Origin of the sequence: Falsiroseomonas sp. E2-1-a4 (assembly GCF_051433165.1) — a bacterium.
In the GTDB taxonomy this organism is placed as follows: Bacteria; Pseudomonadota; Alphaproteobacteria; order Acetobacterales; family Acetobacteraceae; genus Falsiroseomonas.
In genome coordinates this window covers 78,108-94,819 of sequence record NZ_JBHMFS010000008.1, presented here as the reverse complement: position 1 = coordinate 94,819, position 16,712 = coordinate 78,108, and the positions used below count along the sequence as shown (strand labels likewise).

Here is a 16,712-nt window from a genome sequence, read left to right as displayed (position 1 = left end):
GAAGGCGAATAGACGGAAATGACTGACGTCGTCGTGGTCGAAAGCCCCGCAAAGGCCAAGACCATCAACAAATACCTCGGCGACGACTTCACCGTCCTCGCTTCCTTCGGCCATGTCCGCGACCTGCCGGCCAAGGATGGCAGCGTCCGGCCGGACGAGGATTTCGCCATGGATTGGGAGGCGGATGAGCGGGGCGACCGGCAGATCACCGCCATCGCCAAGTCGCTGAAGGGCGCCCGCCGCCTGTTCCTCGCCACCGACCCGGATCGGGAAGGGGAGGCGATTTCCTGGCATGTGAAGGACATGCTGGCCCGCCGCGGCGTCCTGAAGGGCGTCGAGGTGCACCGCATCACCTTCAACGAGATCACCAAGCGCGCCGTGCAATACGCGGTGGCGCATCCGCGCGACCTGGATGTGCCGCTGATCGACGCCTACCTGGCACGCCGCGCGCTGGACTATCTGGTGGGCTTCAACCTGTCCCCGGTGCTGTGGCGCAAGCTGCCCGGCAGCCGCTCCGCCGGCCGGGTGCAGTCGGTCGCGCTGCGCCTGATCTGTGAGCGCGAGGCCGAGATCGAGGCGTTCCGGGCGCGCGAGTACTGGACGGTTGAGGCGCGCTTCGCGACCCCATCCGGCGCGCCCTTCGGCGCCCGGCTGACGCATCATGAGGGCCGCAAGCTCGACCAGTTCGACCTGCCGAACGAGGCCATGGCGATGGCCGCGAAGGCCGCGGTCGAAGCCGGCAAATTCAGTGTCGCCAGCGTCGAGAAGCGCCGGACCAAGCGGAACCCGCCGCCGCCCTTCACCACCTCGACCCTCCAGATGGAAGCTTCGAGAAAACTCGGCATGGGCGCGCAGGCGGCGATGCGGGTGGCGCAGCAGCTTTATGAAGGCACCGATATCGGTGGCGAGAGCGTCGGCCTGATTACCTATATGCGGACGGATGGCGTGCAGATGGCCCGGGAGGCGATGTTCGCCATCCGCGACCATGTGAAGGAGGTTTTTGGCGCGGACTACGTGCCGGGGGCGCCGCGCGAATATTCCTCCAAGGCGAAGAACGCGCAGGAAGCGCATGAGGCGATCCGGCCCACCGACGTCTCCCGCACCCCGGACCAGGTGGCCCGCTTCCTCGATGAGCGGCAGCGCAAGCTGTATGAGCTGATCTGGAAGCGCGCCGTCGCCAGCCAGATGCAATCCGCGGAGCTGGACCAGACTGCGGTGGAGCTGGTGGAACCCTCCGGCCGCACGAAGCTGCGCGCCACCGGCTCCGTCATCGCCTTCGACGGCTTTCTGCGGCTGTACCGCGAAGATGAGGACGACCGCGCGGCGGATGCCCGTGCCGGCATCGCCACCGCCGGGCCGGAGCCGGATGACGACAGCAAGACGCTGCCGCCGATGCGGGAGGGGGATGCCGCGAAGTCCGGCCCCGTCACCGCCAGCCAGCATTTCACCCAGCCGCCGCCGCGCTTCTCCGAAGCCACGCTGGTGAAGCGGCTGGAGGAGTTGGGCATCGGCCGGCCCTCCACCTACGCCTCGATCCTGCAGGTCCTGCAGGACCGGGATTATGTGAAGCTGGATAAGCGGCGCTTCGTGCCGGAGGACCGCGGGCGGCTGGTGACGGCCTTCCTGATGGCCTTCTTCGAACGCTATGTGGATACCGGCTTCACCGCGGGGCTTGAAGAAAAGCTCGACGATATCTCCGGCGGCCGGGCCGATTGGCGCGCGGTGATGCGGGCCTTCTGGGAGGAATTTTCCAAGGCGATCTCCGCGACCAGCGAGCTGACCATCAGCGATGTGATCGATGCGCTGGACGAGGATCTTGGCCCGCACTTTTTTCCGACACGCGCAGATGGCGTGGACCCGCGCGGCTGCCCGGCCTGCTCCGGCGGCCGGCTCGGCCTGCGGCTCGGGCGGACCGGTGCCTTCATCGGCTGCTCGAACTATCCTGAATGCCGTTACACACGGCCGCTGGTGGCGCCGGGGTCGGAAGCCGAGGGTGCGGCCGGCTTCAATGAGGGCCAGCGCGAGCTGGGCGTCGATCCGGCAACCGGCAAGAACATCAGCCTGCGTCGCGGGCCTTACGGGCTGTATGTCCAGCTCGGTGAGGAAACGCTCGACGAGAAGGGCAAGAAGGTGAAGCCGCGCCGGGCCAGCCTCGCGAAGGGCATGGACCCGGACGGCCTGAACCTGGAACGCGCCCTCGCGCTGCTGTCGCTGCCGCGCATCGTCGGCGTGCATCCGGAGACCACCGAGGAAATCACCGCGGCCATCGGTCGCTTCGGGCCGTATTTGAAGATGGGCCAGTTGTTCAAGTCGCTGGACCCGGATGACGACGTGCTGGTGGTTGGCCTGAACCGCGCGGTGGCGCTGCTGGCCGATGTGAAGCCGCGCGGAAGGGCGCTGGGGGATCACCCCTCCAGCGGCCCGGTCGAAGTGCGGCGCGGGCGCTTCGGGCCCTTCGTGATGCATGGCAGCCGCGTCGCCTCCATGCCGAAGACCATGGATTTCGACACGGTGACGCTGGATGAGGCGGTGAAGCTGCTGGCCGAGAAGGGCAAGGAGCTGCCGCCGCTCAACAAGGGCAAGAAGGGCGCCAAGAAGGCGCCGGCGAAGAAGGCCGCGGCCAAGGCGGACGGGGAAGCCGAAGCCCCGAAGAAGGCGGCGCCGAAGAAAGCCGCCGCAGCGAAGCCTGCCGTGAAGAAGGCGCCGGCCAAGAAGGCAGCGGCCAAGCCGAAGGCCGCGACCTCCGCGAAGCCGGCGGCGAAGAAGCCGACCGCGCGGAAGGCGGGCTGAGATGGTCCGGCGCGGTCCCCCGGTGAAGGGCCACGCCGCCCGCAAGGTGAAGGGCGGCGGCGGCACCAAGGCGCCACGCCACCGCACCGGCATCCCGGAGGCCGCGCCCACCGCCCTGCCTACGCTGGTGCAGATCCGGGATTTCCTGCGCAGCGCCCCCGGCCGCGTCGGCAAGACGGAGATCGCGCGGCATTTCGGGCTGTCCACCGACCAGCGCCCGGCGCTGCGCGAATTGCTGCGCGGCTTGAAGGAGAACGGCCAGGCCACGCCCGTTGGCCGCAAAGGCCTCGCCGCGCCGGAACGCCTGCCGGAGATGCTGCCGGTGGAGGTGGTCGGCACCGACCCGGATGGCGACCCGATCGCGCGCCCCGTCAACTGGCACCGCGACCGCGGCCCGCCGCCGGTCATCTTCATGCGGCGCGAGGCCAAGGGCCAGGCGGCGTTGGCACCCGGGGAGCGGGTGCTGGCGCGGCTGAAATTCATCGGCGGCAACAAGTATGAAGGCCGCACCTTCAAGCGCATTGCCCGCGAGACGCCGGCCCGCATCCTCGGCGTGTTCGAGGAAGGCCGCATCATCCCGACCGATCGCCGCCAGCGCGCCGATTGGCATGTGGTGGAGCTGAATGGCGCCAGGCCCGGCGACATCGTGCTGGCCGAGCCGATGCCGAGCCACCACAGCCTCGGCCCCCGCCCGGCGCGGATCATCGAGGTGCTGGGACGGATGGGGGAGGCGCGCTCCGTCTCCCTGATCTGCATCCACGCCCACGGCATCCCCGATGTCTTCCCCGCCGAGGCGGTGCAGGAGGCGGAGGCGGCGAAGGGCGTCACCAAGCGCGGGCGGGAGGATCTGCGCGACATCCCGCTGGTCACCATCGATGGTGACGATGCGCGCGACTTCGACGATGCCGTCTGGGCGGAACCCGATGCGGAGGGTTGGCGCTGCCTGGTGGCGATCGCCGATGTCGCGCATTACGTGACGTCGGATAGCCACCTGGACCGGGAGGCCTGGGCGCGCGGCAATTCCGTGTATTTCCCCGACCGCGTCGTGCCGATGCTGCCGGAGGCGCTGTCCAATGGCTGGTGCAGCCTGCGCCCCAACGAGCCGCGCGGCTGCCTGTTCGTCGAGATGCGCTTCGACCGCGCCGGCCGGAAGACCGCGCATCGCTTCGGCCGCGGCATCATGCGCTCCACCGCCCGCCTCACCTATGAACAGGTTCAGGCGGCGAAGGATGACGGCACGGTGCCGGAGGGCGTGCCGGCCGATCTGCTCGGCCACCTCTACGGCGCCTTCGAATCCCTGCTGGCGGATCGCGCCCGGCGCGGCACGCTGGAGCTCGACGTGCCGGAACGCCGCGTGCTGCTGGATGCCCATGGCAAGGTGCAGGCGGTGGTGCCGCGCGCCCGTCTCGATTCGCACCGGCTGATCGAGGAATTCATGGTCGCCGCCAATGTCTGCGCGGCGGAGGAGCTGGAACGGCTGAGCCAGCCCTGCATGTACCGCATCCACGACCGGCCCTCCGACGCCAAGCTGGAGGGGCTGCGGCAATTCCTGGAATCGCTCGGCTTGAAGCTGCCGGCGCGGGACCGCATCCATCCGCGCGATTTCGGTGGAATCCTGGCCGCCGTGAAGGACAAGCCGGAGGACCGGCTGGTGAATGAGGCGGTGCTGCGCGGACAGTCCCAGGCCGAATACTCGCCCGACAATATCGGCCATTTCGGCCTGGCGCTGGCGCGCTACGCGCATTTCACCAGCCCGATTCGCCGCTACGCCGATCTGCTGGTGCACCGCGCGCTGATCGCCGGCCTCAACCTCGGCAAGAATGGCCTGGCCGTTACCGAGGTCGCACGCTTTGCGGACACCGCGGAACACATCACGCAGACCGAAAGACGCGCCGCGATGGCGGAACGTGACGCTATCGACCGCTATCTTGCTGCTTTCATGGCAACACGTGTCGGAGAAGTTTTCGAAGCGCGGATTTCCGGGGTGACACGCTTCGGCCTGTTCGTCACCGTGCAGGAGAACGGCGCCAGCGGGATTGTTCCGCTCGCGACCTTGCCGGACGACAGATGGCAGTTGGACGAGGCCGGGCATACGATGTCCGGCCGCAATACGGGGCTGACCTTCTCCCTCGGCCAGGCGGTCGAAGTGAGGCTGTCGGAGGCTGTGCCGCGAACCGGTGGCATGGTGTTTTCCCTGATGCAGGGCGATCCGCGGGGCACCTCCCGCGGCAAGCGGGACGTTGGCGCCGCCTCGCGCGCCAAATCCTCCGGCAAGGCGTCGCGCAGGCGCTGATCCTGCTGCTGCCTGCGCTGGGGGCGGCGGCGCAGGACCAGACCGGCCGGCGCAGCGGGGCCTTCGAGAGCGTTCTGGCCCGCAGCCACAGCCTGATTCTGGAACGCCACCTGGAGGCAGCCAGCCCCGCCGACCTGGTGCTGTGGTCGCTGCGTGGGCTGACGGTGCTGGATACGCGCTTCAATGCCGAATTGCGGGAGGATGGGATCCTGCTGCTTGGCGAGGATCGCGTGCTGGCCAGCGTGCCGCTGGCGCTGCTGACACGGCCTGGAACCGCCGCCGAACGGGGCACGGCCGTCGCCATGACGCTGGAAGGATTCTACGACGCCGCTTGGCGCGCCTCCCCGCAATTGCGGCAGGCGGGGGCGGAACGGATGCTGGCTTCCGGCTTCGAGGAGTTGTTCAACCACCTCGATCCCTACAGCCGCTACATGACAGCGGAGGATGCCCGCGCCGCGCGCGAACGGCGCGTCGGGCAATCCGGCCTTGGGCTGCGGGTTGCGGTGCAGGGCGGCGCCCTGGTGATCGACGCGCTGACGCGGGACGGGCCGGCGGCGCTCGCCGGTATCCGCGCCGGGGACCGGCTGCTGGCGGTGGATGGGAGGCCGCTCGGCCCGCGGGAGCCGGGGCTGGCGGCGCGGCTGCTGGAAGGGCCGGAGGGTAGCGAGGTCAGGCTGACCGTGCTGCGTGCCGGCCGCCGCCGCAGCTTCACGCTGATCCGCGAGGTGGTGGTGCCGGAGACGGTGACGGCCGAGCGCAGCAACGACATCCTGTTCGTGCGCCTCAGCGGCTTCTCCGCCGTCACGGATCGTCGCCTGACGCAGGTCCTGCGCGACGCCTTCGCGGAGGGCGTGCCGCGCGGCGTGGTGCTGGATCTGCGCGGCAATCGCGGCGGGCTGCTGAGCCAGGCCGTTTCGGTGGCCGATGCCTTCCTGACGGATGGCGAGGTGATGCGGACCGAGGGGCGGCACCCCGACGCCAATCGCCGCTATCTGGCGGGTGGGCAGGATCTGGCGGAGCGGCTGCCGGTGGTGGTGCTGGTGGATGGCCGAACCGCATCCTCGGCTGAGATCGTCGCCGCGGCGCTGGCCGAACGCGGGCGGGCCGCGGTGGTGGGCAGCGCCACCATGGGCAAGGGGCTGATCCAGCTTGTCGCGCCGCTGCCGAACGGGGCGGAGCTGCTGGTGACCTGGTCGCGCATCCTGGCGATTTCGGGCTGGCCGATCCAGGGCCTCGGCGTGCTGCCGGCGCTGTGCACCAGCCTGGGGCCGGAGGTGATGGCGCAGGGCCTGGCGGCGCTGCGGCAGGGGGAAGCGCCGATGGGCCGCATGCTGGCCCGCCAGCGCGCCGCACGCGTGCCGGTGCTGGCCAGCGAGATCGCCGCACTGCGGAACGCCTGCCCGCCGGCGGAGGGGCGCGACGATGACCGGGTGGCGGCGCGCGCGCTGATCGAGACGCCGGCGGCCTATGCGCGGGCGGTCAGGGGGCCATAAAGGGTGGGGGGGCCGTAGGGCTCAGGTATTCCGGCGCTGGTTGCGGGCCAGGATGTCCAGCACCGCCATCCGGCAGGCGACGCCCATTTCCACCTGTTCGCCGATGACGCTGCGGATGGGGTCATCCGCGATGGCGCTGTCGATCTCGACGCCGCGGTTCATCGGGCCGGGATGCATGACGATGGCATCCGGCTTGGCATAGGCCAGCTTCTCCGCGTCCAGCCCGTAGAAGCGGAAGAACTCGCGGGAGGAGGGGACCAGGCCGGAGGTCATGCGTTCCTTCTGCAGCCGCAGCATCATCACCACATCAGCATCCGCGAGGCCGGTCTTCATGCTGTGATGCACCTCGACGCCGAGGCGTGCGGCTTCCGACGGGATCAGCGTTGGCGGGCCGACGATGCGGACGCGGGAATTCATTGCCAGCAGCAGGTGGATGTTCGATCGCGCGACGCGGGAATGCAGCACGTCGCCGCAGATGGCGACCGTCAGCCCTTCGAGGCTGCCCTTGCGGCGGCGGATGGTCAGCGCATCCAGCAGCGCCTGGGTCGGGTGTTCATGCGTGCCGTCCCCGGCATTGATCACCGCCGCATCCACCTTCTGCGCCAGCAGCGCCGGCGCGCCGGACTGGCCATGGCGCACCACCAGCAGATCCGTGTGCATGGCGTTGAGCGTGGAGGCGGTATCGAGCAGCGTCTCGCCCTTGTTCACCGAGCTGGTGGAGACGGACATGTTGACGATGTCCGCGCCTAGCCGCTTGCCGGCTAGTTCGAAGCTGGTGCGGGTGCGGGTGCTGTCCTCGAAGAACAGGTTGATGAGGGTGCGGCCCTTCAGCAGGTCCCGCTGGGTTTTCCCCTGCCGATTCAGCAGCGCATAGTTTTCCGCCAGATCGAGCAGATCGGCGATGTAGGGGGGCTCGAGGCCCTCGATGGCGAGCAGATGGCGATGCGGGTAGGGGAGCATGGCCGCAACCTACGCCGGGCCGGTGCTGGCATCCAGGGCCGCCTGGAGCATATAGGCGGCCGCTGCGGCATCCACCGCCTTCGCCCGCTTGGCGCGGCTGAGGTCGGCTGCGATCATCATGCGGTTCACGGCCGCGGAGGACAGGCGTTCATCCCATAGCGCCAGCGGCAGGCCGGTGGCCTGGGAGACGGCCAGCGCCCAATCCTTCGCCGCCTGCGCCGCCGGGCCGAAGGATCCGTCCATGGACAAGGGCAGCCCGGCCACCAGCCCGCCGGCGCCTTCCTTCCGCGCAATGGCGCCGATCTCCGCCGCATTCGCCGCCAGCTTGCCGCGGGCGATGGCGCCGTAGGGGGAGGCCAGCATCAGCGAAACATCGGACAGCGCGACCCCGATGATCCGCGCCCCCGGATCCAGGCCAATCAGGCGTGCATGGCGTGGCAGGGCGGCGCGCAGGTCGCGAATGTTGATGGCGGGCATGGGCGCCGTTATGTTCCCACGCCGCTTTCCTGGCAAATCCAGGCAGATCAAGGATTTCCCGAGAGTCATGTCCCTCGATACCGCCACAATACGGCGCATCGCCTCGCTCGCCCGCATCAGGCTGGACGATAGCGAGGTGCAGCAGGCGCAGGCCGAGATCAACGGCATCCTGGGCTGGATCGAACAATTGCAGGAAGTGGACACGGACGGCGTCGAGCCGATGGCCGGCGGCAGCCCCGTGGCGCAGGCCAAGGCGCGGCTGCGGCCGGATGTGGTGACAGATGGCGGCCAGGCCGACGCGGTGCTGGCCAATGCGCCGGATCGCAACGGTGAATATTTCGGCGTTCCGAAGGTGGTTGAGTGATGCATCCGACCGATTTCACCCTGCGCGGCGCGCTTGATGCGCTGTCCGAAGGCACCATCAGCAGCGTCGAACTGACCCAGGCGCATCTGGACGGCATCGCCAAGCTGAACCCGCGCCTGAACGCCTACATCACCGTGACGGCGGAAAAGGCGCTGGCGCAGGCGCGCGCCAGTGACGAGCGTCGCGCGGCGGGGCAGGTGGGGGCGCTGGGGGGCATTCCCCTCGCCATCAAGGATTTGTTCTGCACCGCGGGCACGCGCACCACGGCCGCCAGCCGCATCCTCGACAGCTTCGTTCCGCCCTATGAGAGCACGGTGAGCCAGAAGCTGCTGGATGACGGGGCGGTGTTCCTGGGCAAGGCGAATCTGGACGAATTCGCCATGGGGTCGTCGAACACCACCAGCGCTTCCGGGCCGGTGGAAAATCCGTGGTCGCGGGCGAATGACCCGGATACGCGGCTGGTGCCGGGCGGGTCCTCCGGCGGGTCGGCCGCCGCGGTGGCAGCGCGCCTGGCGCTGGGGGCGACGGCCACCGATACGGGTGGCTCCATCCGCCAGCCGGCGGCCTTCTGCGGCATTGCGGGCATCAAGCCGACCTACGGGCGGTGCTCCCGCTTCGGGATCGTGGCCTTCGCCTCCAGCCTGGACCAGGCGGGGCCGGTGGCGCGCACGGTGGAGGATTGCGCCATCCTGCTGAAGTCGATGGCCGGCTTCGACCCAAAGGATTCGACCAGCGCCGATCTGCCCGTGCCGGACTTCGCGAAGGCCTGCGAGCGCGGCGTGAAGGGCCTGCGGATCGGCGTGCCGAAGGAATACCGCCTGGACGGCATGGCGCCCGAGATCGTGGCGCTGTGGGAACAGGGCCTGCAATGGCTGCGGGATGCGGGCGCCGAGATCGTCGAAATCAGCCTGCCGCACACGAAATACGCGTTGCCCACCTACTACATCGTGGCGCCGGCCGAGGCTTCCTCCAACCTCGCGCGCTATGACGGCGTGCGCTTCGGCATGCGGGTGACGGAGCCAGGTTCCGACCTGCGCGACCTGTATGAGCGCACGCGGGCCGCCGGCTTCGGTGCGGAGGTGCGGCGGCGCATCATGATCGGCACTTACGTCCTGAGCGCCGGTTACTACGACGCCTACTATTTGAAGGCCCAGAAGGTGCGCGCCCTGATCCGCCGCGATTTCGAACAGGCCTATGCCGATGTGGACGCCATCGTGACTCCGGCCACGCCGTCCGCCGCCTTCGGGATGGATCAGAAGCAGGACGACCCGGTGGCGATGTATCTGAACGACATCTTCACCGTGACGGCGAACCTGGCCGGGCTGCCGGGGCTGGCGGTGCCGGCGGGGCTGGACGGGCAGGGCCTGCCGCTCGGGCTTCAGGTGATCGGGCGGGCGTTCGATGAGGAGACGGTGTTCGCCGTGGGGCGGACGCTGGAACGGGCGGCCGGTTTTTCGGCGCTGCCGCGGTTGAGGGCGGGGGCATGACCTACACAGTTGATGGCAAGACCGGTCCCTGGGAACTGGTGATCGGCTTAGAAATCCACGCCCAGGTGATCAGTGAGGCGAAACTGTTTTCTGGTGCCGCCACGGCCTTTGGGGCGGAGCCGAACAGCCAGGTGTCGTTCATCGATGCCGGCTTCCCCGGCATGCTGCCCGTGATCAACGCGGAATGCGTGGCGCAGGCCGTGCGCACGGGCCTCGGGCTGAATGCGCAGGTCAATCTCTGGTCGCGCTTCGATCGGAAGAACTACTTCTACGCCGACCTGCCGCAGGGCTATCAGATCAGCCAGTTCGCGCACCCGATCATCGGCGAGGGCGCGGTGGAGATCACGCTGGCCGATGGCGTGACGAAGACCATCGGCATCACCCGGCTGCATCTGGAACAGGATGCCGGCAAGTCGCTGCATGACCAGCACGCGACCAAATCCTTCATCGATTTGAACCGCTCCGGCGTCGCGCTGATGGAGATCGTCAGTGAGCCCGACATGCGGTCGCCCGAGGAAGCCGGCGCGTATCTGACGAAAATCCGGCAGATCCTGCGCTACCTCGGCACCTGCGACGGCAATATGGACGAAGGCTCGATGCGGGCCGATGTCAACGTCTCCGTCCGCAAGGCGGGCGAGGGGTTCCGCACGCGCTGCGAGGTGAAGAACGTCAACTCCATCCGCTACGTCATGCAGGCGGTGGAGGCGGAGGCGCAGCGGCAGATCGAGGTGTGGGAAGCCGGCGAGGAGGTGTTCCAGGAAACCCGCCTGTTCGACACCGCCCGCGGCATCACGCGGTCCATGCGCTCCAAGGAGGACGCGCATGACTACCGCTACTTCCCCGAGCCGGACCTGCCCCCGCTGGTGCTGGAACAGGATTGGGTGGAGGCGCTGAAGGCGGCGCTGCCGGAGCTGCCGGATGTGCGCCGCGCGCGCTACGTCGCCATGGGGCTTTCCCCCTATGACGCGCATGTGCTGACGCTGGAGAAGGAAACCGCCGTCTTCTTCGAGACGGTGGCTAAAGGCCGCGACGCCAAGCTCGCCGCGAATTGGGTGACGGGCGATTTCTTCGCCGCCCTCAACCGCCTGAAGCGCGACGTGGCGGACCCGCCGGTGACGGCGGCGAATCTCGGCGCGCTGCTGGACCTGATCAGTGACAGGACCCTGTCCGGCAGCCTGGCCAAGCAGGTGTTCGAGGCGATGCTGGAGACCGGCAAGGCACCCGGCGAGATCGTTGAGGAACGCGGCCTAAAGCAGGTGACCGATACCGGCGCGATCGAGGCGGTGGTGGCGCAGGTGATGGCGGCCAATGCCGACAAGGTCGCGGAATACCGCAGCGGCAAGGACAAGCTGTTCGGCTTCTTCGTTGGCCAGACGATGAAGGCGATGCAGGGCAAGGGGAATCCGGCCCTGGTGAATGAGGTGGTGAAGAAGCTGCTGGCGGGGTGAGGGCGCTCCCTCCCCCGCGAACAGCGGGGGAGGGCAATCACGTCACGCCGGTCGCACGCCCCAGGGATACGGCATGCTGCCTTTCACATGCCCGGTGATGCTCTTCCGCCAGGCGCTGCGGATGTTGAACTGGCCGAGCGGGATGGTCGCCACCTCGTCCTGCGCCAACTTGTTCAGCTCATTCGCCAGCGCCTGCTGCCGCTCCGCATCCGGCGCGTCCAGCCAGTTCTGCACCAGCTCCTGCGCCTTCGGGCTGTCGTACCAGCCGAACCAACCCTGCGGCCCCGGCCCCTTCACCAGCGATGACACCGCCGGGTTGAGGTAGGCGAGGGACGAGCCATAGGTGTGGAAGATGCTCCAGCCGCCACGCTCCACCGGTTCCTGCCGCACGCGGCGCTGCACCACGGTACCCCAGTCGGTCTCCACCAGCTCCACATTGAAGCCGATGCGGCGCAGTGCATCCGCCGTCACATGCCCATGCGGGCCGATCAGCGGGAAGTCGGTGGGGCTGATGATCACCACCTTCTCGCCATTGTAGCCGCTGGCCTGTAGCGCGGCGCGCGCGCGGTCCAGGTTGCGCGGCGGCGCGTTGAGCTCGGACAGATCCTCGACGCCATACGGCGTGCCGCAGGGGAACAGGCTGCGGCAGGTGCGCCAGACGCTGCGGTCGTCGCCGAGCGTCGAGCGCATGTAATCCTCCTGATTCACCGCCAGCGCCACCGCCTGGCGCACCTTCACATTGTTGAACGGCGCCTGGAGGTGGTTGAGCCGCATGATGGAGAGGATGCCGGCCTCGTTCAGCACATCCACCTGGATGTCGCGGTTCCGCACCAGGGTCGGGATGAGGTCGGATAGCGGCTGGTCCAGCCAATCCACCTCGCCGGCCTGCAGGGCGGCCGCGGCGGTGGCGGGGTCCGGCAGGATATGCCACTCGATGCGCGGGAAGTGGGCGATCTTGCCACCCGCCGCGCCGCTGGCGGCTTCCTGGCGCGGCACATAGGCCTCGTTCTTCGCATAGACGACGCGGCTGCCGGAGACGAATTCGTTGGCCACGAAGCGGTAGGGGCCGCTGCCCATCACCTCCGCGACCTGGGTGCTGGCATCGGTCCTGGCCAGGCGCTCCGGCATGATGAAGGGCACGTTGGCGTCCGGCTTGGCGATCGCTTCCAGCAGCAGCGGGAAGGGACGCTTCAGGCGGATTTCCAGCGTCCGGTCATCCGCCGCGCGCCATTCATCGACGGAGGCCGCCAGGATCTGGCCGAAGGGGTCGCGCTTCGACCAGCGGGCGAGGGAGGCGGCGCAATCGGCGGCGCGTACCGGCGACCCATCGTGGAATTTCAGACCCTCGCGCAGCTTGATGCGCCAGACCCGGCGATCGGCCGAAACCTCGTGCCCCTCCGCCATCTGCGGCTGCGGGCGCAACCGGGCATCCATGGCGTAGAGCGTGTCGAACACGTGGTAGCCATGCATCTGGGTGACGATGGCGCTGGTCCAGATCGGGTCCAGCGCCGTCAGATTGGCCTGCGGCACGAAGCGCAGGGTGGCGGCGCGGGCGGGTTGCGCGATGGCGGGGCCGGCGAGGCCGGCCGCGGCGAGACCCGCGCCCGCCCGGAACAGCGAACGGCGATGCATGTCCGTTATCCTCCAGTTTCTTGCTTATCCTTCCCGAGGCTAGGCGTCCAAGCGCGAACCGGTCAATCGCACGGCGTCAAGCTGGGCCGAGGCGACGCCGTCCCGCGCCCGTGCCGATTGTTTGATCCCGCCCCAGGGCCGCAATGGCTGATGATGCCGCAGAACAAGCGCCCGGGAGGTGTGCCATGCAGACAGGTTTGGATTGGGCACTGATAGCCGATGGCCAGCATGCACGGATCTTCCAGCGCGCCGCGCCGGGTGGCCGGTGGTCGGAACGTGCACAGGACGCCACCGACATCGAAAATCCGATGTCACACGAGCAGGGGCGGGAGCGTCCGGGCCGCGTGCATGAAAGCGCCAGCACCACGCGCCACGCCATCGAACCTCGCCAGGACCCGCATAGGGCGGCCAAGCACGCCTTTGCGCGGCAACTTGCCGAGCGGCTGGAGGCCGCGGCGGATGGCTTCGGGCGGGTCATCCTGGTGGCGCCGCCCGCCTTCCTTGGCGCCCTGAGGGATGAGCTCGGCGACGCGACGCGGCGGAAGCCTCGCGCCACCCTCGACAAGGATCTCACGCACCTGCCGCTGGACGAGCTGGTGCCCCATCTCGACGACGTCACATTCAGCGAGGCGTAGGAGGGCGAGGCGTAGAGCGGCGGCGCGGCAACTACGCGTCGCGGGAGGCCAGCGCCGCCTTGGCCGCCGCATATTCCGCCCGCAGACGCGCCACGATTTCGGCGACGGGCGGGGCGTCCGTGATACTGCCGACGCCCTGGCCGGCGCCCCACACATCTTTCCAGGGCTTCACCCGCGTCGTGCCGAAATTGGCACTGGTCTTGTCCACCGCCGGCAGCTCCTCCGGGTCCAGCCCGGCCGCGGTGATGCTGGGCTTCAGGTAGTTGCCGGGGATGCCGGTGAAGAAGGGGGTGTAGAGGATGTCCGCCGCCTGGCCCTCCACGATCATCCGCTTGTAGCTCTCCGCCGCATTGGCCTCGGCCGAGGCGATGAAACGCGTGCCGATATAGGCCAGGTCCGCGCCCATCGCCTGCGCTGCCAGGATCTGTCCGCCCGTGGTGATCGACCCCGACAGGATCAGCGTGCCGCCGAAGATGCGGCGCACCTCGGCGACGAGCGCAAAGGGGGACAGCGTGCCGGCATGGCCGCCGGCGCCGGCGGCGACCAGGATCAGCCCATCCACCCCGGCCTCGATCGCCTTCTGCGCGTGGCGCAGATTGGTCACGTCATGGAACACCAGCCCGCCCCAGCCATGCACCCGATCCACCACCGCCTGCGGCGGGCGGAGCGAGGTGATGATGATGGGCACGCGATGCCGCTCGCACACCGCCAGGTCGGGCTCCACACGGTCGTTGGAGCTGTGCACGATCAGGTTCACCGCGAAGGGCGCGTCCTGCGCCGTCAGCCCGGCGCGGATGCGCGCCAGCATCGGGTCCAGCTCGCTGGCCGGGCGGGCATTGAGGGAGGGGATGCTGCCCACGATCCTGGCGCGGCACTGCGCGATCACCAACTCCGGCGTCGAGACGATGAACAGCGGCGCGCCGATGACGGGCAGGCGCAGGCGGCCCTGCAGCAGCGGGGGAAGTGGCATTCCGGGTCTCCCTTTGGCCGCGCATCCTGCCGGGCGCCGCGCGCCTTGACCATGGCGCGGGGATGACGGACAGGATGGGCCGATGGGGCGGGAGCAGGCGCATGGTGGAACCGGTGCGGTTTGAGGTTGTGGACGGCATCGCGGTGGCGACGCTGTCGAACCCTCCGGTCAATGCGCTCTCCGCCGCCTTGCGCGCCGGGCTGTTCGAGGCGGTGCGGCGGGCGGAGACCGATCCGGCCATCACCGGCCTGGTGATCGCCGCCGAGGGCCGCACCTTCATCGCCGGTGCCGACATCTCCGAATTCGGCAAGCCGCCGGCCTCGCCCACACTGGCCGAGCTGGTGGCGGCGCTGGATGGCGCGAGCAAGCCGGTGGTGGCCGCGATCCATGCCTCGGCGCTGGGTGGCGGGCTGGAAGTGGCCATGGCGTGCTCCTGGCGGGTGCTGGGACTGAAGGCGAAGCTGGGGCTGCCGGAGGTGAAGCTCGGGCTGCTGCCGGGCTCCGGCGGCACGCAGCGGGCGCCGCGGCTGATGGGCGCCGCGGCAGCCTTGAAACTGATGGTGGCGGGTGATCCGCTGGAGGCCGATGCGGCGGTGGCCGCCGGGCTGGCGGATACGGTGGTGATGGGCGACCTGGTGCAGGCGGCGCGCGGCTTTGCGGCGCGGCCCAAGCCGAAGCCCGTCTCGGCGCGCGATGAGGGCGTTGGGTCCCGCGACGCCTTCGAGAAGGAAGCGGCAGCCCTGGCCAAGCGCGCCGCGCAGGAACCGCAGATCGCCGATTGCATCGCTTGTGTCCGCGCCGCCTTCGACATGCCCTTTGCGGAGGCCGTGGCCTTCGAGCGTGCCGCCTTCCTGCGCCTGCTGGACGACCCGCGCAGCAAGGCGCTGCGCCATGTGTTCTTCGCGGAGCGTGAGGCGGCGCGCATCGCCGGCCTGCCCAAGGGCACGCAGCCGCGACCGGTGGCGCGTGCCGCCGTGCTCGGCAGCGGCACCATGGGCGCGGGCATCGCCATGTGCTTCGCCAATGCCGGCATCCCGGTGCGGGTGATCGAGACCGATGATGCGGCGCTGGCCCGCGGCATGGAGCGCATCCGCGGCACCTACGACAGCAGCGTGAAGCGCGGCAGCCTGGCGCCGGATGTGCGCGATGCACGGCTGGCACTGATCGAGGGCGCGGTGGGCCTCGATGCCGCCGCCGATGCCGACATGGTCGTGGAAGCGGTGTTCGAGGAGATGGGCCTGAAGAAGCAGGTCTTCGCGCATCTCGACCGGGTGACGAAGCCGGGGACGATCCTGGCCAGCAATACCTCCTACCTCGACATCGACGAGATGGCCGCCGCCACGTCGCGGCCGCAGGACGTGCTGGGAATGCACTTCTTCTCCCCGGCCAACGTCATGAAGCTGCTGGAAGTGGTGCGCGCGAAGGAAACCTCGCCCGAAGCCTTGGCAACGGCGACCGAGATTGGCCGCAAGCTGTCCAAGGTGCCGGTGGTTGTCGGCGTCTGCCACGGCTTCGTCGGCAACCGCATGCTGGCGCGCCGCACGCAGCAGGCGGAGCGGCTGCTGCTGGAAGGCGCAGCGCCGGAGCAGGTGGACAAGGCGCTGACCGATTTCGGCTTTCGGATGGGCCCGTTCGCCATGGCCGATCTGGCCGGCCTCGACATCGGCTGGCGCATCCGCCGCGCCACGGGCAAGCGCGCGCCGGTGGCGGATGCGCTGGTGGAGGCGGAGCGCCTCGGCCAGAAAACCCGCAAGGGCTACTACCTATATCCCGAGGGCAGCCGCACCGGCGTGGTGGACCCCGAGGTCACCGCCCTGATCCGCCGCGTCGCCGCGGAGGAAGGCGTGGAGCAGCGCGAGATCGGCCAGGAGGAAATCCTGGACCGCCTGGTGCTGCCGATGGTGAACGAGGGTGCGCGCATCCTGGAGGAAGGCATCGCCGCCCGGCCTGGCGATATCGATGTGGTCTGGCTGCATGGCTACAACTGGCCCGCCTGGCGCGGCGGCCCGATGCACTACGCGGATTCCGTCGGCTTGCTGCATGTGGTGGCGCGGCTGGCGGCCTTTGCCGAGGCGACGGGCGACGACACGCTGCTACCCGCCGATCTGCTTGGCCGGCTCGCCGCCGAGGGCAAGGGCTTTGCGAGCCTCAAGGCCGGCTGAG

The 16,712-nt window shown here is 69.2% G+C and carries 12 protein-coding genes; 8 read left to right on the top strand and 4 right to left on the bottom strand.

The window, feature by feature from the left end:
• Window positions 1-18: 18 nt before the first annotated feature.
• The 3 genes from topA (at window position 19) to ACFHNC_RS10815 (ending at window position 6,576) form a co-directional block, all read left to right on the top strand.
• The gene (gene topA, locus ACFHNC_RS10825; RefSeq protein ID WP_437169230.1) at window positions 19-2,790 is read left to right on the top strand and encodes a type I DNA topoisomerase; all 2,772 of its coding nucleotides are present in this window, start codon (window positions 19-21) and stop codon (window positions 2,788-2,790) included.
• Window position 2,791: 1 nt separating this feature from the next.
• Window positions 2,792-5,083: a ribonuclease R gene (rnr, locus tag ACFHNC_RS10820; protein WP_437169229.1), complete on the top strand. Its 2,292-nt coding sequence runs from the start codon at window positions 2,792-2,794 to the stop codon at window positions 5,081-5,083.
• Window positions 5,084-5,220: 137 nt separating this feature from the next.
• A complete protein-coding gene (locus tag ACFHNC_RS10815; protein ID WP_437169228.1) occupies window positions 5,221-6,576 on the top strand; it encodes a S41 family peptidase in 1,356 nt (451 codons plus the stop codon).
• Window positions 6,577-6,597: 21 nt separating this feature from the next.
• Here the strand turns inward: ACFHNC_RS10815 and ACFHNC_RS10810 are convergent, their stop codons facing one another.
• The gene (locus ACFHNC_RS10810; protein WP_437169227.1) at window positions 6,598-7,536 is read right to left on the bottom strand and encodes an aspartate carbamoyltransferase catalytic subunit; all 939 of its coding nucleotides are present in this window, start codon (window positions 7,534-7,536) and stop codon (window positions 6,598-6,600) included.
• 9 nt (window positions 7,537-7,545) lie between these two features.
• Entirely contained in the window at window positions 7,546-8,013 is a 468-nt protein-coding gene (gene ruvX / locus ACFHNC_RS10805) for a Holliday junction resolvase RuvX (protein WP_437169226.1), read from the bottom strand.
• A 67-nt stretch (window positions 8,014-8,080) separates the two neighbouring features.
• On the opposite strand from ruvX, the gene gatC reads away from it, so the two are divergent.
• The 3 genes from gatC to gatB are packed head-to-tail and all read left to right on the top strand — an operon-like array spanning window position 8,081 to window position 11,312.
• Window positions 8,081-8,377: an Asp-tRNA(Asn)/Glu-tRNA(Gln) amidotransferase subunit GatC gene (gatC, locus tag ACFHNC_RS10800; RefSeq protein WP_437169225.1), complete on the top strand. Its 297-nt coding sequence runs from the start codon at window positions 8,081-8,083 to the stop codon at window positions 8,375-8,377.
• Window positions 8,377-9,864, top strand: coding sequence for an Asp-tRNA(Asn)/Glu-tRNA(Gln) amidotransferase subunit GatA (gene gatA, locus ACFHNC_RS10795; protein ID WP_437169224.1), 1,488 nt, complete (start codon window positions 8,377-8,379; stop codon window positions 9,862-9,864). Before gatC ends, gatA begins: the two co-directional genes overlap by 1 nt.
• Window positions 9,861-11,312: an Asp-tRNA(Asn)/Glu-tRNA(Gln) amidotransferase subunit GatB gene (gene gatB, locus ACFHNC_RS10790; RefSeq protein ID WP_437169223.1), complete on the top strand. Its 1,452-nt coding sequence runs from the start codon at window positions 9,861-9,863 to the stop codon at window positions 11,310-11,312. The genes gatA and gatB overlap by 4 nt, the downstream gene beginning before the upstream one ends.
• 42 nt (window positions 11,313-11,354) lie before the next feature.
• Here the strand turns inward: gatB and ACFHNC_RS10785 are convergent, their stop codons facing one another.
• Entirely contained in the window at window positions 11,355-12,944 is a 1,590-nt protein-coding gene (locus ACFHNC_RS10785) for an ABC transporter substrate-binding protein (RefSeq protein ID WP_437169222.1), read from the bottom strand.
• Window positions 12,945-13,129: 185 nt separating this feature from the next.
• Here ACFHNC_RS10785 and ACFHNC_RS10780 point away from each other — a divergent pair, with 185 nt between their 5' ends.
• Window positions 13,130-13,579 (top strand): host attachment protein, encoded by a 450-nt coding sequence (locus tag ACFHNC_RS10780; RefSeq protein ID WP_437169221.1) that lies wholly within the window; start codon window positions 13,130-13,132, stop codon window positions 13,577-13,579.
• Between the two features lie 31 nt (window positions 13,580-13,610).
• Here ACFHNC_RS10780 and ACFHNC_RS10775 read toward each other — a convergent pair whose 3' ends face one another.
• Window positions 13,611-14,549 (bottom strand): NAD(P)H-dependent flavin oxidoreductase, encoded by a 939-nt coding sequence (locus ACFHNC_RS10775; RefSeq protein ID WP_437169220.1) that lies wholly within the window; start codon window positions 14,547-14,549, stop codon window positions 13,611-13,613.
• Between the two features lie 101 nt (window positions 14,550-14,650).
• Here ACFHNC_RS10775 and ACFHNC_RS10770 point away from each other — a divergent pair, with 101 nt between their 5' ends.
• Entirely contained in the window at window positions 14,651-16,711 is a 2,061-nt protein-coding gene (locus ACFHNC_RS10770; RefSeq protein ID WP_437169219.1) for a 3-hydroxyacyl-CoA dehydrogenase NAD-binding domain-containing protein, read from the top strand.
• Window position 16,712 lies beyond the last annotated feature (1 nt).